The sequence below is a fragment of the Curtobacterium sp. CFBP9011 genome, from assembly GCF_034045095.1.
Taxonomy (GTDB): domain Bacteria; phylum Actinomycetota; class Actinomycetes; order Actinomycetales; family Microbacteriaceae; genus Curtobacterium.
In genome coordinates this window covers 12,123-34,679 of sequence record NZ_JAXCWN010000002.1, presented here as the reverse complement: position 1 = coordinate 34,679, position 22,557 = coordinate 12,123, and the positions used below count along the sequence as shown (strand labels likewise).

The 22,557-nt window shown below is 71.5% G+C and carries 20 protein-coding genes; 3 read left to right on the top strand and 17 right to left on the bottom strand.

From position 1 onward, the window contains the following. Positions 1 to 217: 217 nt before the first annotated feature. Genes SOM35_RS04450 through ftsY form a run of 3 tightly spaced genes read right to left on the bottom strand, consistent with a single transcriptional unit; the run spans position 218 to position 2,824 of the window. Positions 218 to 385 (bottom strand): hypothetical protein, encoded by a 168-nt coding sequence (locus tag SOM35_RS04450; protein WP_216261028.1) that lies wholly within the window; start codon positions 383 to 385, stop codon positions 218 to 220. Positions 386 to 425: 40 nt separating this feature from the next. Next, entirely contained in the window at positions 426 to 1,958 is a 1,533-nt protein-coding gene (locus SOM35_RS04445) for a hypothetical protein (protein ID WP_320514538.1), read from the bottom strand. Further along, positions 1,955 to 2,824 (bottom strand): signal recognition particle-docking protein FtsY, encoded by an 870-nt coding sequence (gene ftsY, locus SOM35_RS04440; protein ID WP_216261016.1) that lies wholly within the window; start codon positions 2,822 to 2,824, stop codon positions 1,955 to 1,957. Before ftsY ends, SOM35_RS04445 begins: the two co-directional genes overlap by 4 nt. A 227-nt stretch (positions 2,825 to 3,051) precedes the next feature. On the opposite strand from ftsY, the gene SOM35_RS04435 reads away from it, so the two are divergent. Continuing rightward, complete coding sequence (locus tag SOM35_RS04435; RefSeq protein ID WP_320514537.1) at positions 3,052 to 4,080, top strand: TerC family protein; 1,029 nt, start codon at positions 3,052 to 3,054, stop codon at positions 4,078 to 4,080. A gap of 170 nt (positions 4,081 to 4,250) precedes the next feature. Here the strand turns inward: SOM35_RS04435 and SOM35_RS04430 are convergent, their stop codons facing one another. The 7 genes from SOM35_RS04430 to SOM35_RS04400 form a co-directional block, all read right to left on the bottom strand. Beyond that, positions 4,251 to 7,988, bottom strand: coding sequence for a chromosome segregation SMC family protein (locus tag SOM35_RS04430; RefSeq protein WP_320514536.1), 3,738 nt, complete (start codon positions 7,986 to 7,988; stop codon positions 4,251 to 4,253). A gap of 33 nt (positions 7,989 to 8,021) precedes the next feature. After that, on the bottom strand, positions 8,022 to 9,056 hold the full coding sequence (mutM, locus tag SOM35_RS04425) for a bifunctional DNA-formamidopyrimidine glycosylase/DNA-(apurinic or apyrimidinic site) lyase (protein ID WP_320514535.1): 1,035 nt from the start codon (positions 9,054 to 9,056) through the stop codon (positions 8,022 to 8,024). A gap of 4 nt (positions 9,057 to 9,060) precedes the next feature. Next, positions 9,061 to 9,792, bottom strand: a complete 732-nt coding sequence (rnc, locus tag SOM35_RS04420) for a ribonuclease III (RefSeq protein WP_111075599.1) — start codon at positions 9,790 to 9,792, stop codon at positions 9,061 to 9,063. Between the two features lie 13 nt (positions 9,793 to 9,805). Further along, positions 9,806 to 10,009 carry a 50S ribosomal protein L32 gene (gene rpmF, locus SOM35_RS04415; protein WP_110902027.1) on the bottom strand — a complete coding sequence of 68 codons (204 nt, stop codon included), beginning with the start codon at positions 10,007 to 10,009 and terminating at the stop codon, positions 9,806 to 9,808. Positions 10,010 to 10,056: 47 nt separating this feature from the next. Continuing rightward, positions 10,057 to 10,662: a YceD family protein gene (locus SOM35_RS04410; protein WP_320514534.1), complete on the bottom strand. Its 606-nt coding sequence runs from the start codon at positions 10,660 to 10,662 to the stop codon at positions 10,057 to 10,059. Positions 10,663 to 10,730: 68 nt separating this feature from the next. After that, positions 10,731 to 11,219, bottom strand: a complete 489-nt coding sequence (coaD, locus tag SOM35_RS04405; protein ID WP_320514533.1) for a pantetheine-phosphate adenylyltransferase — start codon at positions 11,217 to 11,219, stop codon at positions 10,731 to 10,733. A gap of 81 nt (positions 11,220 to 11,300) precedes the next feature. Next, positions 11,301 to 13,502: an ATP-dependent DNA helicase RecG gene (locus SOM35_RS04400; protein ID WP_320514896.1), complete on the bottom strand. Its 2,202-nt coding sequence runs from the start codon at positions 13,500 to 13,502 to the stop codon at positions 11,301 to 11,303. 177 nt (positions 13,503 to 13,679) lie between these two features. Between SOM35_RS04400 and SOM35_RS04395 the strand changes: the two genes are divergently transcribed. Next, positions 13,680 to 14,246 carry an RsmD family RNA methyltransferase gene (locus SOM35_RS04395; RefSeq protein WP_320514532.1) on the top strand — a complete coding sequence of 189 codons (567 nt, stop codon included), beginning with the start codon at positions 13,680 to 13,682 and terminating at the stop codon, positions 14,244 to 14,246. A 64-nt stretch (positions 14,247 to 14,310) separates the two neighbouring features. Here SOM35_RS04395 and thiL read toward each other — a convergent pair whose 3' ends face one another. Further along, entirely contained in the window at positions 14,311 to 15,339 is a 1,029-nt protein-coding gene (thiL, locus tag SOM35_RS04390) for a thiamine-phosphate kinase (RefSeq protein WP_320514531.1), read from the bottom strand. Between the two features lie 24 nt (positions 15,340 to 15,363). Between thiL and SOM35_RS04385 the strand changes: the two genes are divergently transcribed. Continuing rightward, entirely contained in the window at positions 15,364 to 15,888 is a 525-nt protein-coding gene (locus SOM35_RS04385; protein WP_320514530.1) for a DUF3515 domain-containing protein, read from the top strand. A gap of 89 nt (positions 15,889 to 15,977) precedes the next feature. Here SOM35_RS04385 and SOM35_RS04380 read toward each other — a convergent pair whose 3' ends face one another. The 6 genes from SOM35_RS04380 to leuC all read right to left on the bottom strand — a co-directional run bounded on the left by SOM35_RS04380 (position 15,978) and on the right by leuC (position 22,495). Next, on the bottom strand, positions 15,978 to 17,120 hold the full coding sequence (locus SOM35_RS04380; protein WP_320514529.1) for a D-alanine--D-alanine ligase family protein: 1,143 nt from the start codon (positions 17,118 to 17,120) through the stop codon (positions 15,978 to 15,980). 31 nt (positions 17,121 to 17,151) lie between these two features. Beyond that, positions 17,152 to 18,165: an NAD(P)H-dependent glycerol-3-phosphate dehydrogenase gene (locus SOM35_RS04375; protein WP_111075634.1), complete on the bottom strand. Its 1,014-nt coding sequence runs from the start codon at positions 18,163 to 18,165 to the stop codon at positions 17,152 to 17,154. 106 nt (positions 18,166 to 18,271) lie between these two features. Further along, positions 18,272 to 19,084, bottom strand: coding sequence for a lysophospholipid acyltransferase family protein (locus SOM35_RS04370; RefSeq protein ID WP_320514528.1), 813 nt, complete (start codon positions 19,082 to 19,084; stop codon positions 18,272 to 18,274). Beyond that, positions 19,081 to 20,448 carry a UDP-N-acetylglucosamine 1-carboxyvinyltransferase gene (gene murA / locus SOM35_RS04365; RefSeq protein WP_111075605.1) on the bottom strand — a complete coding sequence of 456 codons (1,368 nt, stop codon included), beginning with the start codon at positions 20,446 to 20,448 and terminating at the stop codon, positions 19,081 to 19,083. The genes SOM35_RS04370 and murA overlap by 4 nt, the downstream gene beginning before the upstream one ends. Further along, positions 20,448 to 21,044, bottom strand: coding sequence for a 3-isopropylmalate dehydratase small subunit (gene leuD / locus SOM35_RS04360; protein WP_320514527.1), 597 nt, complete (start codon positions 21,042 to 21,044; stop codon positions 20,448 to 20,450). The genes murA and leuD overlap by 1 nt, the downstream gene beginning before the upstream one ends. Then, positions 21,044 to 22,495, bottom strand: a complete 1,452-nt coding sequence (gene leuC / locus SOM35_RS04355) for a 3-isopropylmalate dehydratase large subunit (protein ID WP_320514526.1) — start codon at positions 22,493 to 22,495, stop codon at positions 21,044 to 21,046. The genes leuD and leuC overlap by 1 nt, the downstream gene beginning before the upstream one ends. Positions 22,496 to 22,557: the final 62 nt, after the last annotated feature.

The following is a 22,557-nucleotide window of genomic DNA, read 5'->3' as shown; positions in this document are numbered from 1 at the left end:
CGGTGGCCGGTGGCCGGTGGGTGCACCGACCCACATCCGTCGGGCCGGACGACGGGCCGCGGACCGTCCGCGGGAGATCGCAGACGGGCGGTCACGCACGGACGGGCGGTCACGCACGGGAGGACGGTCACGCTCGGACGGGCGGTCGCGCTCGGACAGACGGGAGGCTCCCCACCTGCTGGTGGGGAGCCTCCCGTCGTGCGCGTGGTCGCGTCGGTCAGACGCGCGAACCGCCACCGCGGACACGGCGGAGGATCCAGCCGACCACCGCCAGGACGATCAGCACGATGCCGATGAACAGCAGGGCCTTGAGGGCGGCACTCACGATGCCGGTGACCAGCAGGACGATGCCGACGATGATCGCGATGATGAGCAGTGCGGGCATGGGTGTGTTCCTCTTCGATCGGGGCAGGTCGTCCCGGACGCTACACGTCGGTGGGTGACGCCGTGCTCGGGCCTGCGACCGTGCGGTGCGCCACCGGTGCCGGATGCTCCCCGTCCGGCGGGTGCGCCTCGTCCGCCGGGCCCTGGTCGGTCGCCCGGCCCGGGTGGGTCGCCCGGTCTGGGTGGGTCGCTCGGTCTGGGTCGACCGCCTGGTCCGCGTCGACCGACTGGTGCGCGTCGACCGCCTGGTCCGCGTCGACCGCGCGGGCACGGAGGAACACCACCACGAGGATCGGCAGCAGGATGATCTGCGCCCAGACCCCGATGGACAGGGCCTCGTCGGCGTAGGTGCGCACCGTGGTGCCCGATGCCTGCAGGTGGATGTGCCGGAACCAGCCGGCGAAGAGCAGCGTGTTGGCGGCGAGGTAGGCGACGATCCAGCCCGTCCGGATGCGCACCAGGACGAAGAACGGGGCGAGCCACAGCGCGTACTGCAGCGAGTCGACCTTGTTCGCCACCAGGTAGGCGCAGAGGATCGCCGCGTTCGTCTCTATCCACGGCATGCGGCCGCGGCGGATGCCGAGCACCAGGCCGGTCACGAGCACGGCGAGCAACGCGATCGCGGTGGCACCGGTGGCCAGCAGGTTCAGCGTGTGCTGGAACGTGGGCGAGTCGGCGGACGACCACGGCTGGAACGCGTAGTACCAGACCGAGAGCGTCGCGTTGTCGATGTCCCGGATGCCCTGGTACCGGATGATCGAGAACCACGACTCCGGTTCGACCAGCACGAACGGCACGTTCGCGACGAGGACCACGCCCACCGAGCCGGCGACGGCGCCGGCGGTGCGCCGCAGTCGGTCGCCCCAGGCCGCCGTCGCGTCGACGAGCAGGGCGAGGACGAACGGCGCCACGAAGACGAGCGGGTAGAACTTGAACGCCCCGCCGAGGCCGAACAGCGCGCCGACGACGACCGCGCGCCAGACGAGCGCCCGCCCGGCCGGCCAGCGGACCGCCACGACGACGGCCACGACCGTGCACGCGACCGGCAGCAGGTCCCAGTTGTAGAGGGCGTAGAGGAACAGCGGCGGGGTCGCGGCGAAGAACCACGCCCGACGACCGGCGACCAGCGAGAGGCCCACGACCGTGACGACGACCACCGGCACGAAGGTCAGCGCCGTCACGACGAGGAACCCGCGCAGCGAGTCCACCGGCAGGGCGCTCAGCCACGCCCAGAGGCCGGTGAGGGTCGGGTACTCGAGGCTGCCCGGCGGGAGGCCGTTCTCGCCGAGCGGCTGCACGTACGGGAACACGTGGGTGCCCAGGCCGCGGCTCGAGAAGAGGCTGACCGTGTCGGCGAAGCACGCCTTGCCGGTCGCCGACACGAAGTCGATGCCCGGGACCGCGCACTGCAGCTTGTGGAGCAGGCTGCCGATCGTCAGGGCGACGGCGACGATGCACATGACGACGACCTCGAGCACCGGGACCCGGCGCTCGCCGCCTCGTCGCGTGCCGTCGCGCCGGTTCCGGACCCGGTCGTCGAGGCGGTGCGCCGTCGACGGTGCGGCGGCGCTCAACCGACCAGGTTCTGGACGAAGACGTGCGGCGTGAAACCGGTGAGGTCGTTGATGCCCTCGCCCTGGCCGATCAGCTTGATCGGGATCCCGGTCTTCTCCTGCACGCTCAGCACGAAGCCGGCCTTCGCGGAGCCGTCGAGCTTCGTGATGACGAGCCCGGTCACCCCGGCGCCCTCGATGAACGCCTGCGCTTGGGCCAGGCCGTTCTGCCCGGTCGTCGCGTCGAGGACCAGCAGGACCTCGGCGATCTCGGTCTGCTTCTCGACCACGCGCTTGATCTTGCCGAGCTCGTCCATCAGCCCGGCCTTGGTGTGCAGGCGACCGGCGGTGTCGATGACGACGATCTCGGTGCCCTCGCGGATCGCCCGCTCGACCGTCTGGTACGCCACCGAGGCCGGGTCCTGCCCGGGCTGCGCGGGACGGACGACGTCGACGCCGGCGCGCTGGGCCCACGTCGCGACCTGCTCGACCGCGGCGGCGCGGAAGGTGTCCGCCGCACCGACCAGGACCGTGCGGTCGTAGGTGCGGAGGAACTTCGCGAACTTGCCGATCGTCGTGGTCTTGCCGACACCGTTCACCCCGACGACGAGCACGACGGCCGGACGGGCGCTGAGCTTGAGCGTCGTGTCGAGCTTCGAGAGGCGCTCCTCGAGCACCTCGCGCAACATGCGGTTCAGGTCGGCGGGGTCGGTCGTGCCGTAGCGCTCGACCCGCGCGCGGAGGTCCTCGATGATCTCCTCGGAGATGTCGGGACCGAAGTCCGCGCCGATCAACGCGGTCTCGAGGTCCTCCCACGTGGTCTCGTCGATGGTCTTCCGCTGGAAGAGACCACGGAGCCGGGAGGACAGGGACCAACTACTCGCCATGTTCCCAGCTTACGGGTGCGCGACCGGGGCGGACCTTCGCTAGCATCGAACTCGCGAAGGGGAGTATTCCCTCTCGGCGACCCCGTCAGTACGGTCCGGAACGACCCGGACCCGGGGCGTCGGTCGCGGCCCGGTCTGCTCCACTCGACCCGGACCGCGGCGGAAGAGACCTTCAGGCTCCGGCGTACCCACTTTCCTGTGGCACGCCCCTGACCTGGAGGCTCTCCATGGACGTCCCCCTGTACGTGTGGCTCTTCACGATCGCAGGCATCCTCGCCTTGCTCGTGTTCGACTTCTTCTCGCACGTGCGCACCCCGCACGTGCCGCACATCCGCGAATCGGCCTTCTGGTCGGTCGTCTACATCGCCCTCGCGATCCTGTTCGGTGTCGGCGTCTGGGTGTTCGGCGGCGGACAGGCCGGCGGTGAGTACTTCGCCGGGTGGTTGACCGAGAAGGCCTTGTCCGTCGACAACCTCTTCGTCTTCCTCATCATCATGACGACCTTCGCGGTGCCGAAGGAGTTCCAGCAGAAGGTCCTGCTGGTCGGTGTCGCGATCGCCCTCGTCGCCCGCGGTGTCTTCATCGCCCTCGGTGTCACGATCATCGAGAACTTCTCGTGGGTCTTCTACCTGTTCGGCATCCTGCTGTTCTGGCTCGCCTGGTCGCAGGCCAAGGGCGGCGACGAGCACGGTGCCGAGGACGGCGACTCGAAGCTCATCCGACTGCTCCGCCGCGTCATCCCGACCTCGGACCACTTCGACGGTGACCGCATGACCACCCGGGTCAACGGCAAGCGCCTCTTCACCCCGATGCTCCTCGTCATGGTCTCGATCGGTCTGACCGACGTCCTCTTCGCGCTCGACTCGATCCCCGCGATCTTCGGTCTCACCCAGGACGCGTTCATCGTGTTCACCGCGAACGCGTTCTCGCTGCTGGGTCTCCGTCAGCTGTACTTCCTGATCGCCGGGCTGCTCGAACGGCTCATCTACCTGGGTCAGGGTCTGGCCGTCATCCTCGCCTTCATCGGCGTGAAGCTCGTCTTCCACGCGCTGCACGTCAACGAGGTGCCGTTCATCAACGGCGGGCAGCACGTCGAGTGGGCCCCGGAGATCCCGATCTGGTTCTCGCTCGGGTTCATCCTGCTGACGATCACCGTCGCGACGGTCGCCAGCCTCGTGGTGTCGAAGCGTCGCCAGCAGCGCGGCCTCACCCCGGCGGGCGAGAAGCCGTCGGAGGTCCAGGCGGACGCGAAGTAGGCGTCCCTCCACGACGGACGGGAGGCCCGGTACCAGCTGGTACCGGGCCTCCCGTCCGTCGTGGGTACGGCCGCGACGGCCGAGGCTCGGTCCGGCGGACAGATCACGCCGCCCCGTCGGCACGGAGTGTCCGCCGAGCCGAGGCTCGCCCATCAGCCGCTCCGCGGCGGCTACGCGACCGCCGGCTCGGCCGGCGGCTCCGGCCGCTGCACCCGCTGGCCGACGACCGCCGAGACACCGTCCTGCCGCATCGACACCCCGTACAGCGCGTCCGCGATCTCCATCGTCCGCTTCTGGTGCGTGATGACGATGAGCTGCGACGCCTCGCGCAGGCGGCCGAACACGGTGAGCAGACGGCCCAGGTTGGCGTCGTCGAGGGCCGCTTCGACCTCGTCCATGATGTAGAACGGGCTCGGCCGCGCGGTGAAGATCGCCACCAGGAGCGCCACCGCCGCCAGGGACCGCTCGCCGCCGGACAGCAGCGTCAGCCGGTCGATCTTCTTGCCGGCGGGCTTCACCTGCACGTCGATGCCCGTGGTGAGCATGTCGTCGGGGTTCGTCAGCGAGATCGAACCCGAACCGCCCGGGAACAGGATCGGGAACACGATGTCGAACGCCGCCTGCGTGTCCTCGAACGCCGACGCGAAGATCGTCTGCATCTTGCCGTCGAGTTCCTCGATGATCGTCAGCAGGTCGGTGCGGGTCTGCTGCAGGTCCTCGAGCTGTTCGGACAGGAACGCGTGCCGCTGCTCGAGCGCCTGGAACTCCTCGAGCGCCAGCGGGTTCACCTTGCCGAGCCGGCCGAGGTCCCGCTCGGCGGCGGCCAGTCGGCGCTCCTGCTCCTCGCGGACGTAGGGGGTGGTCGGGACGGTGGCGGGGTCGACGTCGGGCGCCTCGAACTCGGGCAGCGCCGGTCCGCCGGGCAGGGTCGACTCGGCGTCCACGAGCTCGGTGTCCGTGTCGGCATCGGCGTCGACGTCCGTCTCCGGGGTCGTGACCGCTGTCGTGTCCGCGGTCGTGTCGTCGCCGGTGACCGCTGCCGCCGCCCGTGCCGCTTCCCGGTGCCGTCGTGCCAGCACCCTCGGGTCGACCAGCACGTCGACCGGCACCGGGACGTCCGGCCCGTACTCCGCGACCAGGACGGACTCCCCCAGCCCGAGCTCGCTCTGCGCCCGGTCCAGGACCCCGGTGACGTGCAGCCGCTTCTCGTAGATCTCCATCTCGAGCGAGTGCACACCGTCGGTGAGGGTCTGCAACCGGTCGCGCAGCTCGCGCTCCTCGTTCCGGATCGTCTGCAGCTCGGTGTTGCGGCGGGACCGCTCGGACTCCTCCGACGCGAGCTGCACCCGCGCCTCGGCGAGGGACCGGTCGACCGCGGCCAGGACCACCGGCAGGTCTGCGAGCACCCCTTCGGCCGAGGCGATCTGGGCCCGGCGGATGACCGCGAGCCGGGCTGCTTCCTCGGCCGCGGCACGCTCGGCCTCGAGCTGCCGTTCCAGCTGGTCGGCGCGTCGGCGCTCGGCACGCGCGCGTTCCCGGGCGGTCTCGACCTGCAGCCGGTGCTCGATCTCGGCGGCCCGGGCGGCGTCGACCGCGTCCTGCGCCGCCGGTCGGGCCGACGCGTCGACGACGGGCTTCGGCCGGTCGGTGAACTGCCGGAGCGCGGTCTCCGCCTCGGCCAGCGCCGCGTCGGTCGCGACCGTCGTGCCGTCGGTCTCGGCCAGGGCAGCACGCAGACGGTCGACCTCGGCCGCGGTGTTCTCGGCGCGGGCCCGGGCGGACGCGCTGGCCCGGTCGTACTCGGCGCTCGCGCGGGCGTGCTCACGCGCGGCATGGTCGGCCTCGTCCACCGCGCGTCGTGCTGTCTCGACCGCGGTCCGCGCGGCTTGGAGGCCCGTGGCCGCCTCCTCCGCCTCGGTCACCACGGTCTGTCGTCGCGTCTCGGCGGCGTCCCGGTCGGCGACGAGCTCGATGCGGGACGTGGTCCGTGCCCCGCCGCCGGTCACCCGGGCGGCGCGGACCAGGTCGCCGGACCGCGTGACCACCGTGGCGTCCGGGGCGGCGGCGAGCACGGCCTCCAGGTCGACGTCGTCGTCCGCGACCAGCGTGTCGGCCAGCAGGGCGGTGAGGGCGGGCGGGCCCTGCACCAGGTCGAGCGCCCGGCGGACCGACGACGGCAGCACGGCGGGCAGTCGGGAACCGGTGCCGGCAACGTCGGCGACGACCACGTCGATGCGGCCGAGGTCGGCGGACCGGGCGTGCTCGACGGCGCCGAGTGCGACCGCGCGGTCGTCGGCGAGGACGGCGTCGGCCAGGCCGTCGAGCGCCGTGGCGACGGCCGCCTCGAACCCGGGCGTCACCGTGAGGCGGTCGGCCAGGCGGCCGACGATGCCCGCACGACCGGCGTCGATGACGGCCTGGGAGCCGTCGCGCACGTCGATCGACAGCGCCAGGGCGGCGATCCGGGCGTCCAGCGCGTCCCGCTCACGCTCGAGCGTGTGCAGCCGGTCGCGGTGGGCGTCCCGGTCGGTCTGCGCGTGGTCGAGCTGCTCACGCGCGGTGGCGAGGGCCGTGGTGAGGGCGTCCTCGTCGGTGTCGAGAGCCGGGTCACGGCCGACGTCCTCGAGCGCGGCGGCCGCCTGCTCGGCACGAGCGACGGCCTCGGTCAGCGACCGCTCCCGACGTTCCCGGTCGTTCGTCGCCGCGGAGCGCTTCGACCGCGCCACCTCCACCGCGCTCGCCAGCCGCTGCCCGTCGAGGTCGTGCTGCGCGACCAGGGCGGCCTGCGCAGCGATCTGCTCGTCGAGGGCGTCGAGCGCGGCCCGGGCGGCCCGGACCTGCTCAGCGACGGTCGTCGTGCCGGCCTGCATGTCGCGCGCCCGGTCGTCGAGCCGGTCGGCCTCGGCACGGACGCCGGCGACCCGCTCAGGAGTGATCGTCGGACCCTGCTGCGGCGCCTCGGCCTGCTGCGCCAGGAACATCAGCCGCTGGTTCGCGAGCATCGACAGGCTGCGGAGGCGCTCCTGCACGCTCTCGAGCCGGTGCACCACGGTCCGGGCGCGGTCCACGTCGTCGCCGACCATGCTCGCCTCCACCTGCTGCTGGCGCTGCCGGATCTGGTCGAGCCGCTCCTGCAGCACGCCACGCTCGGACTTCCGACCGGTCTCGACGGCCAGGTGGTCCCGGAGCTCACGGCGGAGGCGCACCACGTCGTCCGCCAAGAGCCGCGCCTTCGCGTCCCGTGCGACCGCGGCGACGGACTGCGCCTTCCGGGCCACCTCGGCCTGCCGACCGAGCGGCTTGAGCTGGCGCCGGATCTCCCCCGCCAGGTCGGACAGCCGGGTGAGGTTCGTCTGCATCGCCTCGAGCTTGCGGAGCGTCTTCTCCTTGCGGCGACGGTGCTTGAGGATGCCGGCGGCCTCCTCGATGAAGCCGCGTCGGTCCTCCGGGGTGGCGTGCAGCACCTTGTCGAGCTGGCCCTGCCCGACGATGACGTGCATCTCACGACCGAGGCCGGTGTCGCTCAGCAGCTCCTGCACGTCGAGCAGCCGGCAGTTCTCGCCGTTGATGGCGTACTCGCTGCCGCCGTTGCGGAACAGCGTGCGGGCGATCGTCACCTCGGCGTACTCGATCGGCAGCAGCCCGTCCGCGTTGTCGATCGTCAGCGTGACCTGTGCCCGACCGAGCGGCCCGCGGGTGGCGGTGCCGGCGAAGATGACGTCCTCCATCTTGCCGCCGCGCAGGGTCTTGGCACCCTGCTCCCCCATCACCCAGGCGAGGGCGTCGACCACGTTCGACTTGCCGGAGCCGTTCGGCCCGACGATGCACGTGACGCCGGGTTCGAACGCGAACGTCGTCGTCTGCGCGAAGGACTTGAACCCCTTGATGGTCAGGCTCTTCAGGTACATGCGGTCTCCGGGGTCCTCGGCGTCCGCGTCAGGCTAACGCAGGCGGACGCGCGGCCTCGGTTGGCACACGGGGCAACGGTGGCTGGAGCGGTTCATCCACGGCTCGCGCACGATCGGCGTGCCGCACCGGGGGCACGGCTCACCCTGCTGCCCGTAGACCGCCAGGCGCTGCGAGAAGTAGCCGGACTGCCCGTTCACGTTGACGTACTGGTCGTCGAAGCTCGTGCCGCCGTCCTCCAGCGCGCGCCGCAGCACCGCTCGGACCTCGTCGAGCAGCCCGCGGAGGGTCGCACGCGGCAGCCGGTCGGCCGGGCGGTCGTGGTGGAGCTTCGCTGCCCAGAGTGACTCGTCGGCGTAGATGTTCCCGATGCCGCTGATGACGCCCTGGTCGAGCAGGACCCGCTTGATGCCGCTCGACCGCTTCCGTGCCGCGGCCAGGAAGCGGTCGTCGTCGAACGCGGGGTCCAGCGGGTCGCGGGCGATGTGCGACACCTGGAACGGGATCCGGCGACGCCAGGCCGCGTCGGGGTCGATCGTGTCCACGGCGCCGGCCAGACCGGCGGGAGCGCCGTCGATCGTCGGCAGCATCCGGTCGATCGCCATCGACCCGAAGGTCCGCTGGTCGACGAACTCGAGCTGGACGGGTGTCTCCGGAGCACCGTCGCGGTCCGTGCCGGGCGGCTGGACGTCGAGGACGATGCGGCGGTGGCGGGCGGCGGGGCGGTCGCGGCCGAGCAGGATCTGACCGCTCATGCCGAGGTGGGCGACGAGGGCCTCGGGCTGCGTGTCGTCGCTCTGTGCTGCCTCGTCGCTCTGTGCTGCCTCGTCGCTCTGTGTTGCCTGGTCGCTCTGTGTTGCCTGGTCGCTCAGCGGGAACCACATGAACTTGCCACGGCGGACGGCGGCGGCGATCGTCCGACCGGTCAGGCGGTGCGCGAAGTCCTCGGCCGGGCCGTCGTGCCGGGTGAGGGCACGCTCGTCGAGCACCTGCACGTGCAGGACCCGCGCACCGGTGACCGCGGGTTCGAGGCCGGCGCGGACGACCTCGACCTCGGGGAGTTCGGGCACCTGGTCAGGCCCCGGCGGTGCGCCCGGACAGGCGTGTCCAGGCGTCGAGCGCGGCCGACATCTCGGCGGTCTTCTTGCTCGTCCCGGTGCCGGTGGCGATGTCCTCGCCCTGCAGCACGACGGTGGCGTGGAAGGTCTTGTCGTGGTCCGGGCCGGCCTCGGTGATCCGGTACGCCGGGTTGCCGAGCGTCAGCGCGGACGCGAGCTCCTGCAGGCTGGTCTTCGGGTCCATCGCGGCGCCGAAGCGTGCCGGATCGACGAGCAGCGGGGCGACGAGACCGAGCACCAGGTCGGTGGCGGAGTCAGCACCCGCGGACAGGTAGGTCGCACCGATCACGGCTTCGACGGTGTCGGCGAGGATCGAGGACTTGTCCCGACCACCGGTCTGCTCCTCGCCCTTGCCGAGCCGGAGGTACGCACCGAGGCCGATGTGCCGACCGATCTCCGCCAGGGCGACGGTCGACACCAGGCTGGCGCGTCGCTTGGCGAGTTCACCCTCGTCGAGCTCCGGGTAGTCCCGGAAGAGCTTGACGGTCACGGCCTGGCCGAGGATGGAGTCGCCGAGGAACTCCAGCCGCTCGTTGTGCCGGATCCCGCCGTGCTCGTACGCGTACGAACGATGGGTCAGCGCGAGCTGGAGGAGCTCGAGGTCGACAGGGACCCCGAGGAGGTCACGAAGACGAACGACGTCCGGCCCCACGGGGCTGGACCCCGCGGCGCCGGACGTCGCAGTCATGAATGCAGTCCGATCAGACGTCGGCGACCTTGCGGCCCTTGTACTCCATGTACAGGGGGGTGCCGGCCGAGTCCTCGACGACCTTCGCACGGTGCGGGAGGCTGTAGACGACCTTGCCGTTCTCGATCGTCTTCACGAGCTGGACCGGTGCGGCCTTCCACTGCGATCGACGGGCGTGCGTGTTCGCACGGGACTGCTTGCGCTTCGGGACGGCCATGGTGGTTCTCTTTCGTTTGGTCGGTGGTCAGTCGTGGATGGTGGCGGTCACTCGGCCTGGTCGGCCGGCGCCCGCTCCTCGTCCGCGGTGGTCTGGTCAGCGGTGTGGTGCTCGCTGGGGTTCTGGTGGTCGTTGCTGTCGAACTGGATCCCGCCGAGCGCTGCCCAACGGGGATCCGTGGCCGACGGAGCCGGTCGCTCACCGACGTCCGCCAGGCGCTCACCCGTCACCGGGTCGAGTCCTGGACAGTCCGGTCGGCAGAGCGGGGTGAACGGCAGCGACAGCACCACTGCGTCTCGGACGACCGGTTCACAATCCACGTGCTCATCGTGAACCTGGTAGTCGAATTCCTCCGAGGCATCATACGCGAACAGTTCCGCGAATTCGACCTCGACGGGCTCGCTGATGTCGATGAGGCAGCGCGAGCACTCCCCCGTCGCCTCGGCCCGGGCGTGTCCGGAGACCAGGATGCCCTCGTGCAGGCCCTCGAGCTTGACGTCGAGGTGCATCTGGTCGCCCTCGCGCACGGCGATCAGACCGGCACCGAGCGTGCTCGGCACCGCGATGTCGAGCGAGACCTCGCGCATCTCGCCCGGCCGTTGCGCGAGTTCACGCACACGCAGGGCGTAGGGGCTGTTCACGGAGGAATACACGATCAACCAGCCTAGCGCGCCCGAGACGAGGAGTCGAGCACCCGACGCGTGTCGGGGTGGTGCCGGTCTCAGTGCCGGGCGGCGAGTGCGCGCGCCACGACCTGCGGCACGTAGGGCGTGACGTCGCCACCCAGGCCCGAGACCTGTCGGATGAGCGAGCTCGACACGTGCGCCCGGGCGGCGTCCGGCAGCAGGAACACCGTCTCGACGCCGGCCAGGTGGCGGTTCATGATCGCCATCGGGGTCTCGTACGCCACGTCCTCACCGGAGCGGACGCCCTTCACCAGGATCTTCGAGCCGACCTGTCGGCAGTAGTCGACCAGGAGCCCGGCGGTCCACTCCCCGACCACGACCGTGCCGGGCACGCCGACCTCGGTCAGGGACTCCTCGATGAGGCGGACCCGGTCGCCGGCGTCGAACAGCGCGGCCTTCTTGTCGGGGTTGTGGACGACGAGCACGTGGACCTCGTCGAACAGCTCCGCGGCACGGGCGATGACGTCGAGGTGCCCCAGCGTCACGGGGTCGAACGAGCCGGGCACGACGGCGATCTTCGTCATGCACGCGACCATACCGGCCCCGCCCTGACCCGCTGCGGCGCCGTCCGGCTCCGTTCGGCTCCGTGCTCGATCGCCGCGTGCTCAGTTCTTGCCGAGGAACGCCGCGTCGGACTCGTCCAGTCGCCGTGCCAGGGCGTCCAGCAGCGCCGGGCTGCCGCTGAGGTCCGGGTCGCGCTCGAGGACCCGCTCGGCCTCTTCGCGGGCGTCGATGATGACGTCGGCGTGCTGCACCACCCGCAGCAGGGTGAGCGAGGACCGTCCGCCGGACTGGCGTTCACCGAGGACGTCGCCCTCGCGGCGGAGCTCCAGGTCCACCCGTGCCAGTTCGAACCCGTCGTCGGACGCCGCGACGGCGTCGACCCGCTCGCGCGACACCGTCTCGGCCTCGGCGTGGGTGACGAGCAGGCAGACGCCCGCGTACTGTCCGCGACCGATGCGTCCGCGCAGCTGGTGCAGCTGCGAGACGCCGAACCGGTCCGCGTCGAGGACCGCCATCATCGAGGCGTTCGGCACGTCTACCCCGACCTCGATCACCGTCGTGGCGACGAGCACGTCGACGGCCCCGTCGGCGAAGGACGTCATCACCCGGTCCTTCTCCTCTGCCGTCATGCGACCGTGCAGGACCTCGATCCGCCGACCGTCGAGCACCGGCATCGTGCGCATCCGCTCGGCGGTCGCCAGGACGGTCGCGGGCTTCCGCGTCGGCGTGCCCTCGGGGTCGCTGCCGTCGGCGGCGGGTTCGGGGGCGCCGTCGTCCTCGCCGTGGGCGTCGTCGATGGCGGGGCAGACGACGAACGCCTGCCGACCGTCGGCCAGTTCCTCGGCCATCCGGGTCCAGATCCGGGACTCCCACCCGGGATGCTCAGCGAGCCCCACCGTGAAGGTCTCCACCCCGGCGCGACCGGAGGGCATGCCCTGGATGGTCGACACGTCGAGGTCGCCGAACACGGTCATCGCGACCGTCCGCGGGATCGGCGTCGCGGTCAACACCAGCACGTGCGGCGGGGTCGTGCCCTTCGTCCGCAGGGCTTCACGCTGCTCGACGCCGAAGCGGTGCTGCTCGTCGACGACCACCAGACCGAGTTCGGCGAAGTCCACGCGGTCACCGAGGAGCGCGTGCGTGCCGACGACGAGCCGGGAGCCGCCGGAGGCCGCGGCGAGCAGTGCGCGGCGGCGTTCGTCGGTGGACTGCGACCCGGTCAGGATCACCGGTCGGAGCTCCGCGGCGAGGTCCGGGCCGAGGAACTTCACGATCGACCGGAGGTGCTGCGCCGCCAGGACCTCGGTCGGGGCGATCAGGGCCGACTGCCCGCCGGACTCCGCCACGGTGAGCATCGCCCGGATCGCGACGAGGGTCTTGCCGGAACCGACCTCGCCCTGCACCAGGCGGTGCATCGGCCAGCTGCCGGCCATGTCCTGGGCGATCTCGGCGCCGACCGATCGCTGGTCGTCGGTGAGCGTGAACGGCAGGGTCGCGTCGAACCGCTCGAGGATCCCACCCGGTGCGGCGACGCGTGCCACCGAGGCCGTCGCGCGGGCCGCGATCCGACGCTGCACCAGGGCGGTCTGCAGCACGAACGCCTCGCGGTAGCGCAGGGCGTCCTGCGCGCGCTTGAAGTCGGCGACCTTCTCGGGCCGGTGCAGCATCTCGAGCGCCTTCCGGAACGGCACCAGGTCGAGACGGGTCCGCACCGAGGCCGGGATCGGGTCGGCGACGTCCGGCAGGGTGTCGAGGACGATGCCCATCGCCTTCGCGATCTGCCAGGACGACAGCGAGGCCGTCGCCGGGTAGATCGGGATCGGCTGCCGCGACCACCGGATGGCCTCGTCCGACTCGGGGTCCGCCAGGGCACGCGGGTCGTCGCGGTCGAACAGCTCGTAGTCGGGGTGCGCCAGCTGCCGGGCACCGCGGTAGTCGCCGACCTTGCCGGCGAACACCCCGCGGGCACCCGGGACGAGGTCCTTGGTTCGCCAGCCCTGGTTGAAGAACGTCAGCGTCAGCAGGCCCTTGCCGTCCCCGATCTTCGCTTCGAGGATCGACCCGCGCCGTGCGCGCATCGTGCGTTCGCGGACCTCGATCACCTCGGCGACGATCGTCACCGCCTCGCCGATCGCCAGGGAGTCCAGCGCGGTCAGCGCACCGCGTTCGGCGTAGCGCCGGGGGGCGTGTTCGAGGAACTCGCCGACGGTCCGGTGACCGAAGGCCTTCTCGATCACCTTCGCGGTCCGGCCGCCGAGGACGTTCGCCAGCTTCACGTCGAGCGGCGCCGGTCCCCACTGCACGTCGGGCGTGGCGGGTGCGAGGCCGTCGGGCGCGGAGGTGTCGGGCGTCGTCGGAGCGGAGTCGGCGCGGGAGGTGACCACAGGGCCACGGTACCCGGCACGACCGACCTGCCACGGGCCTCCCGGACGCCTGTGGAGAACGCCGGAGGGGCACCGGCTGCCCGCTACGGTGGCTGTATGACCCGCATCATCGCCGGTGCCGCCGGCTCCACGACGCTCCGGGTGCCGAAGTCCGGCACCCGGCCGACGAGCGACCGCGTGCGCGAAGCGCTCTTCTCGTCGCTCGAGTCGCGCGGGCTGATCGACGACGCCTCGGTCGCCGACCTGTACGCGGGGACCGGTGCCCTGGGCCTCGAAGCGGCCTCGCGGGGTGCGGTCGAGGTGTCGCTCGTCGATCGGGCGGCACCCGCTGCGGCGGCCTGTCGTGAGAACGCGAAGGCGGTGCAGAAGCGTGTGCCGGGCGTCCGGGTCGCGGTGCACGCGCAGCCGGCCCTCGGCTACCTCCGCACCACGGCGAAGACGTTCGACCTGGTGTTCATCGACCCGCCGTACGAGGTCCCGGAGTCCGAGCTGACCGACGTCCTCGACGCCCTGGTGTCCCGGCTGACGCCCGAGGCGGTCGTCGTCGTCGAACGGGGCACCCGCTCGCCGGAACCGACGTGGCCGGTCGGGCTGACGCCGTTCAGCAAGCGGTCCTGGGGTGACACCGTCGCGTGGGAAGCCCTGGCGGACGCAGCGGGCTGAGCCCGGCACAGAGCGGCCTGAGCCGGGCACACAGCGCGCTGCTGCTGCCGGACGTGCTGCGCGCTCAGCCCGCCGCGCCGTCCCAGTCGGCGTAGGGGTCCCACCCCGTCGTCGGGACCGCTCCCCCGCCCCGCACCAGGTCGACGCCGTGGTCCGCTCCGCGTGCGCGGACGACCCCGATCCGTTGGAACCCACCGGGCAGGCTCGCGCCGGGCGGGAACGTCGCCAGCAGCCCGTGGTCCTCGCCGCCGTGCAGCGCGACCGGGTCCAGTGCCGGTTCGACGTCGAGCTCCAGCGTCACCCCGCTCGCGCGCGCCAGCCGGCCGGCGTCGATCGCCAAGCCGTCGGAAAGGTCGAGCATCGCGGTCGCTCCGGCTGCGGCGGCGAGCGGCCCGTCGGCGATCGGCGGCACCGGACGGCGCTGCCGGCCCACGTCGGGGTCGGTGTCCGCCCCGGTCGCCCGGACCCGGTCGGCGTCCGGCTCACCGGCGTCGTCGACCCCGTCGCGGAACAGGCGGGCGAGCCCCCGTGCAGCCGGCCCGAGTTCACCCGAGACCGCCAGGACGTCACCCGGCTGCGCGCCGGAGCGGACGACGGGAGCACATCCACCGAGGTCGCCGAACGCCGTCACGGTCAGCGAGAACGTCGCCGAGGTCGACAGGTCACCGCCGACGACCCCGATGCCGGGTGCCAGGGCCTCGATCGCGACCCGGAAGCCGTCGGCGATGCCCTCGAGCACGGTCACCGGCGTCTCCTGCGGGGCGGCGATCGCGACGACGAGACCGGAGGGCACCGCGCCCATCGCGGCGACGTCGGAGAGGTTCGTGGCGGCGGCCTTCCAGCCGACGTCCTCCGGCGAGGACCAGGCCCAGCGGAAGTCCGGGCCGTGCACCATCATGTCCGTCGTCACGACGAAGCGTCCGTCGGGAGCGGCGACGACGGCGCAGTCGTCACCGGGTCCGAGCAGCGGCGAGCCGGACGGGAGGCGCCGGGTCACGCGGGCGAGCACGGCCAGTTCGCCGAGTGCCCCGACCGTCGCGTCTGCTGCTGTCCGGGGCCGGGTGCCGGGGTCCTGCTCGTCCGTCGCGTCCACACCAGAACGGTAGCCTGGACGCCGATGGACACCGCACCCCGCCACCCCCGGACCGTCACCCGTCAGCCCCGTGCCGTCACCCGCCGGCGCAGTGCCGTCGCGGGTCTCGTCCTGGCCGCGGCCGTCGTCGTCGGACTGACCGGCTGCACCAACGCCGTCGCGATGCAGGCCGCTCCCTCCGCGAACGCGGCCGCCTGCGCCGGTGCGCAGGTCCGACTCCCCGCGACGGTGAACAGCACGCTGTCGCTCCGCAACACCTCGGCGCAGGCGACTGCCGCGTGGGGGTCCCCCGCCGCCGTGCTCTACCACTGCGGTGTCGCCGTGCCGACGGTCTCCGACCTGCCGTGCTTCGCGCAGGGCTCGGTCGACTGGATCCGCGACGACCGCGGACAGAACGTCGTCTACACGACCTTCGGCCGCTCACCCGCGGTGCAGGTCGTCATCGACACGAAGCGCGCGACGCCGGACGCCCTGCAGGACCTCGGCGACGCGGTGTCGACGCTGCCGAAGGACGGGCACCGCTGCCTCGATCCGCAGGACGTCGGCTGAGGCGCTGCTCCGGAGGACGTCGGCCAGAGCGCTGCTCGGCAGGACGTCGGCAGGGGCGCTGGGCGGTGGGCGCTCGACGCCCGCGGAGATCAGCGGACCGCGACCCGCCCCAGCTCGATGAGTTCGGCGACCAGGTCCGGGTACGCCATGCCCGACGCCGCCCAGCAGCGCGGGTACATCGAGAACGGCGTGAAGCCGGGCATCGTGTTGACCTCGTTGACCACGAACCCGTCGTCGGTCAGGAAGCAGTCGACCCGCGCCAGTCCGGCGCCACCGATCGCCTCGAACGCCCGAGCGCCGATCGACCGGATCTCGTCGGTCTCGGACTCGGTGAGTGGGGCCGGGCAGAGCAGCTGCTCGTCACCACCCAGGTACTTGGCGCTGAAGTCGTAGAAGCCGTCCTCGGCGACGACGATCTCGCCGGGCAGACTCGTGCGCGGGGTGCCGTCACGGCCCTCCAGGACGGCGACCTCGACCTCGCGCCCGATCACCCGGGGCTCCACGATGACCTTGTTGTCGTGCTCGAAGGCCAGGTCCATCGCGGCACCGAGCTGTGCGGGGTCGTCGACGCGCGAGACGCCCATGCTCGAGCCGGCGCGGGCGGGCTTCACGAAGAGCGGGAAGCCGTGTGCGGCGACCGACTCGGCGACGTCCACCGGGTCGGACTGCCACTGCCGACGGAGCACGGTCGTCCAGGGGGCGACGCGCAAGCCGGCGTGTTCGAGGACGGCCTTCGCGACGTGCTTGTCCATCGCCAGGGCACTGGCGAGCACGCCGTCGCCGACGTAGGGCAGGCCGGCGGTCTCCAGCAGGCCCTGGATCGTGCCGTCCTCGCCGAACGGACCGTGCAGGATCGGGAACACCACGTCGACCGAGCCCAGGGACTCCACCGAGCCGTCGGGCAGCTCCACGAAGAGTTCCCTGGAATCACCGGAGACCGGGAAGCGCACGCGGGTGCCGTTGTCCGGCACGGTGGGCAGCTCCTGGCCGCGGAGCGCCCAGTCCGACGGGTCGTCCGGCTGCAGGGTGAACGCGCCGTCCTTCGTGATGCCGATGGGCAGCAGGTCGTACCGGTCGCGGTCGACGACGTCCATGATCCCGCCGGCGGTCACGCAGCTGATCTCGTGCTCGCTCGACCGGCCACCGAAGAGCACCGCGACGGTCGTCCGGTCGTCGGTCTCCGGGGTGAGCTCGGCGTCGGTCGGTTCGGATGCGGGCGCGGTGCTGCTCATGGACGCTCCAAGCGGTGGGTACCGGGACCGGTCACTCGCCCTGGGGCTCGTCGGTCTCCGTGAGGTGCGGCGCGATGTTGCGCGGATCGAGCCTACCGGCGAGGACCTCGCCGACCTGCCCGACGATGGGCATGTCGACGCCGTTCGCTCGCGCCAGTTCGAGGATCGGCGCGACCGAGGCCAGGCCCTCCGCGGTCTGGTTCATCTGGCGGACGACCTCGTCGAAGCGGTACCCCTGGCCGAGCAGTCGACCGGCGGTGTTGTTCCGCGACAGCGGGGACTGGCACGTGGCGATCAGGTCGCCGAGGCCGGCGAGCCCGGACAACGTCGACGGCTGCGCGCCGAGCGACACCGCGAACTCCGTCATCTCGGCCAGACCACGGGTGATGATCGACGCCTTGGTGTTCTCGCCGTACCCGACGCCGTCGACGATGCCGATCGCCACCGCGATGAGGTTCTTGAGCACCCCGCCGAACTCGGTGCCGATCACGTCGGTGTTGATGAACGAGCGGAAGTAGGGGTTCGTCGCAACCGCGGCGACGGCGGTCGCGGTGTCGACGCTCGACGACGACACGACGGCGGCGGTGGGCTGCCGGCGGGCGATCTCGAGCGCCAGGTTCGGTCCGCTGGCCACGGCGATGCGGTCCTGGTCGATGCCGAGCCCCTCGAGCAGGACCTCGCTCATCCGCAGTCCGGTGGCCTTCTCGACGCCCTTCATGAGGCTGACCACCGGCACGTCCGCGGGCAGCAGCTCGCGGATCGCGGCGAGGTTCGAGCGGAGGGTCTGCGACGGCACCGAGACGTACACCTGCTCGGCGCCGGCGAGCACCGCCGCGAGGGACGTCGACGCGGTCAGGGTGCGCGGCAGGTTGATGCCGGGCAGGTAGTCCGAGTTGCGCTTGGTCTCGGTGATCTCGCGGGCGACCTCGGGACGGCGAGCCCAGACGACGGTCTCGGCACCGCCCTCGGCCAGGACCTTCGCGAAGGTGGTTCCCCAGCTGCCGGCCCCGATGACGGCGACACGTGGCTTGTCGGTGGACTGCATCACGACACGGATCGCCGCGGTGTCGACCGCACCGCGTGCGGCGACGGAGGGGTCCGGGTGGTCGTCGTGCGGTCGGAGACCGGGTGCGGTCCCCCGGTCGGCTGCGTCACTCAAACTTGCCGGTCTCCTTCTGGCGGGCGGCGCTGGGGTCCCAGCGCTTCTCCGGGGCGCGTTCCCCACGGAGCTGTTCGACGAGCTCCGTGATCTCGGCCATCAGCGCGTCGGTGACCTCCTGCAGCAGGGCCTGGTCGATCGGCTTGCCCCGGTACGCCGACAGGTCCATCGGCTCGCCGAACAGGATGTCGACGTGGGCCTTGCGGAACAGGTTGAGGCGCTTCGAGTACCGCGGCAGGATCCGCTGCGTGCCCCAGTGGGCCATCGGGATGAGCGGCACGTCGTTCTCGAGGGCGATCCGGGCCGCGCCGGTCTTGCCGCGCATCGGCCACAGGTCGGGGTCGCGGGTGAGCGTGCCCTCCGGGTAGACGATGACGGCGCCGCCGTTCCGGACGAGGCCGCCGCCGCCCTGCAGGGGGTTGCTGGACCGCGTGCGGCCCGACCGCTCGACCGGGATCTGCCCCATGCCGGTCATCAGCTTGCCGACGACGGGCACGTCGAAGATCGACGCCTTCGCCAGGAACAGCGGTGGTCGGCGGCTCACCCAGACGGCGGTGCCGACCACCAGCGGGTCGATGTTCGTGTAGTGGTTCGGCGCGAGCACGAACGCCCCGTCCGCCGGCAGGCGGTTCGGGCCGTGCCACCGGTACGCCGCGACCCGACGGAACAACGGGATCACGAAGACCGAGGTGATCCGGAACGCGACGTTCAGGTCACCACGCTTCCAGCGCCTCCCAGGGTTCGGGAGGCCCGTGGTGACCTGGTCCACCGCACCGGCTCGGGCGTCGGCCGGCTCGGTGCTCATCCCGCGAAGTCGAAGTCCGCGCCGAGCTTGCGGAGCTTCGGGATGAAGTGCTCGTAGCCGCGGCTGATGATGCCGACGTTCGTGATGTGCGACTCGCCCTCGGCGGTCAGCGCCGCGATGAGGTGGCTGAAGCCACCGCGGAGGTCGGGGACACGGACGTTCGCACCGTGCAGCTTCGTCGGGCCGGTGACGACCGCGGCCTGCTCGAAGGGTCGACGGGCGACACGGCGGTCGTGACCCGGCAGGCCCTCCTTGTGCACGACGATGTCGGCACCCATCTCGTTCAGCGCGTCGGTGAAGCCGAAGCGGTTCTCGTAGACGGTCTCGTGCACGACGCTCTGGCCCTCAGCCTGCGTCAGGGCCACGACGAGCGGCTGCTGCCAGTCGGTCATGAAGCCGGGGTGCACGTCGGTCTCGATGACGACGGGCTTGAGGACGTCGAGCTCGCGGTAGAACCGGATGCCGTCCTCCTGGATGTCGAACCCGCCGCCGACCTTGCGGAAGACGTTGAGGAACGTCATGAGCTCCTGCTGCTTGGCGCCCTCGACGAAGATGTCGCCGTTGGTGGCCAGCGCGGCGGAGGCCCAGCTCGCGGCCTCGTTGCGGTCGTTGATCGCGCGGTGGGTGTACCCGCGGAGCGACTTGACGCCCTCGATGAAGATCGTGCGGCTGGGCTCGACCGTGACGATCGCGCCCATCTTCTGCAGGATCGCGATGAGGTCCATGATCTCGGGCTCGATCGCCGCGTTGCGGAGCTCGGTGGTGCCCTCGGCGAGCACGGACGAGAGCAGGACCTGCTCGGTCGCCCCGACGCTCGGGTAGGGCAGCTCGATGTTCGCGCCCTTGAGGCCGTTCGGCGCCGTGATGTGGATGCCGGAGATCTGCTTGTCGACGACGGCACCCATGGCGCGCAGGGCGTCGAGGTGGAAGTCGATCGGACGGTCGCCGATGCGGCAGCCGCCGAGGTCGGGGATGAACGCCTCGCCCAGCTTGTGCAGCAGCGGGCCGCAGAACAGGATCGGGATCCGGCTCGACCCGGCGTGGGCGTCGATCTCGGCGAAGTGCGCGGACTCGACGCGGGACGGGTCGAGGATGAGCTCGCCACGGGCCGGGTCGGTCACGCGGACGCCGTGCACCTCGAGCAGGCCGCGGACGACCTTGACGTCGGAGATGTCCGGGACGTCCTTGAGGATCGACGGGGTGTCTCCGAGGAGCGCGGCGACCATGGCCTTGGTCGCCAGGTTCTTCGCACCGCGGACCTCGATGCGTCCCACGAGGGGCTTGCCCCCGCGGATGACGATCTCGTCCGACTTCAACCCGACGCGCGCCCCTGCGGCTGCTGCGTCCTGTACGAGAGAGTTCACTACTTCACCGGCAATGTCTTCGGCCGCCAACTGGAGCGGCAGTGTTCGAACTCCGTGATCGAGGTCTCGTCACGGAGGGTGAGCCCGATGTCGTCGAGCCCTTCCATCAACCGCCAACGAGTGTAAGCGTCGATCTCGAAAGCCACGTCCACGTCGCCGATCGACACGCGCTGTGTCGCGAGGTCCACCGTCGCCTCGATGCCCGGCTGCGCGTCGATCGCGGCCCACATCCGCTCGATCTCGGGCTCCGGCACCATCGCGGTGACCAGTCCCTGCTTGCCGGCGTTGCCCTTGAAGATGTCCGCGAAACGGGGGGACACGACCACACGGAAGCCGAAGTCGCGCAGGGCCCACACCGCGTGCTCGCGCGACGAGCCGGTGCCGAAGTCCGGTCCGGCGATCAGCACGCGGGCGCCCTGGAAGGCGGGCTGGTTGAGCACGAACTCGGGGTCCTGCCGCCATCCGGAGAACAGCGCGTCCTCGAAGCCGGTCTTCGTGACCCGCTTCAGGTAGACCGCGGGGATGATCTGGTCGGTGTCGACGTTCGACCGCTTCAGCGGTGCGGCGATCCCGGTGACGGTGCCGATCTTCTCCATCAGTGGTTCCCTCCAGCGGTCACCGGGACGGCCCGGCGTGCGTCGTCGTCTTCCAGGTCCCACGGGCTCGAGAGCGTTCCGCGGACAGCGGTCGCGGCCGCGACGAGCGGCGAGACCAGGTGCGTGCGGCCGCCCTTGCCCTGCCGGCCCTCGAAGTTGCGGTTCGAGGTGGAGGCGCAGCGCTCCCCCGGCGCGAGCTGGTCGGGGTTCATGCCGAGGCACATCGAGCAGCCCGCGAAGCGCCACTCGGCACCGAAGGCGATGAAGACCTGGTCGAGCCCCTCGGCCTCGGCCTCGAGCCGGACTCGCGCGGACCCCGGCACGACCATCACGCGCACACCGGGCGCCTTCTCGCGGCCCTTGATGACGGAGGCGAAGGCGCGGAGGTCCTCGATGCGGGAGTTCGTGCAGGAGCCCATGAAGACCGCGTCGACCGCGATGTCCTTCATCGGCGTCCCCGCCTGGATGTCCATGTACTCGAGCGCGCGGGAGGCCGCGGCGCGGTCGTTCGGGTCGGCGTAGTCGGCCGGGTCCGGCACGGAGTCGGAGAGCGAGACGCCCTGGCCGGGGTTCGTGCCCCAGGTGACGAACGGTTCGAGCGTGTCGGCGTCGATGAAGACCTCGGCGTCGAACACCGCGTCGTCGTCGGTGGCGAGCGTGTCCCAGTACGCGACGGCGTCGTCCCAGTCGGAGCCGGTCGGGGCGTGGTCGCGGCCCTGCACGTAGTCGTACGTCGTCTGGTCGGGGGCCACCATGCCGGCGCGGGCGCCCGCTTCGATCGACATGTTGCAGATGGTCATCCGGCCCTCCATCGAGAGCGCCCGGATCGCCGACCCGCGGTACTCCAGGACGTAGCCCTGCCCACCGCCGGTACCGATCTGCGCGATCACGGCCAGGATGACGTCCTTCGCCGTCACGCCCGGCCGCAGCGTGCCCTCGACCGTGACCGCCATCGTCTTGAAGGGCTTCAGGGGCAGGGTCTGCGTCGCCAGGACGTGCTCGACCTCGCTGGTGCCGATGCCGAACGCCATCGCGCCGAAGGCCCCGTGGGTCGAGGTGTGCGAGTCGCCGCACACGACGGTGATGCCGGGCATGGTCAGACCGAGCTGCGGACCGACGACGTGCACGATCCCCTGCTCCTTGTCGCCCAGGGAGTGCAGGCGGACGCCGAACTCCGCGCAGTTGCGGCGCAGGGTCTCGATCTGGGTGCGGCTCGTCGGGTCCGCGATCGGCCGGTCGATCGCGAGCGTCGGCGTGTTGTGGTCCTCGGTCGCGATCGTGAGGTCGAGGCGACGCACCGGGCGACCGGCCTGACGGAGGCCGTCGAAGGCCTGCGGGCTGGTCACCTCGTGCACGAGGTGGAGGTCGATGTACAGGAGGTCGGGGTTGCCGTCCTCCCCCTTGACGACGACGTGGTCGTCCCACACCTTCTCGGCGAGCGTCCTGCCCATGCCCGTGCCTCCTCGCTTCGCGTTGCGACACCGCTGACACGGCGTCGTCCGAGCACTCTAGC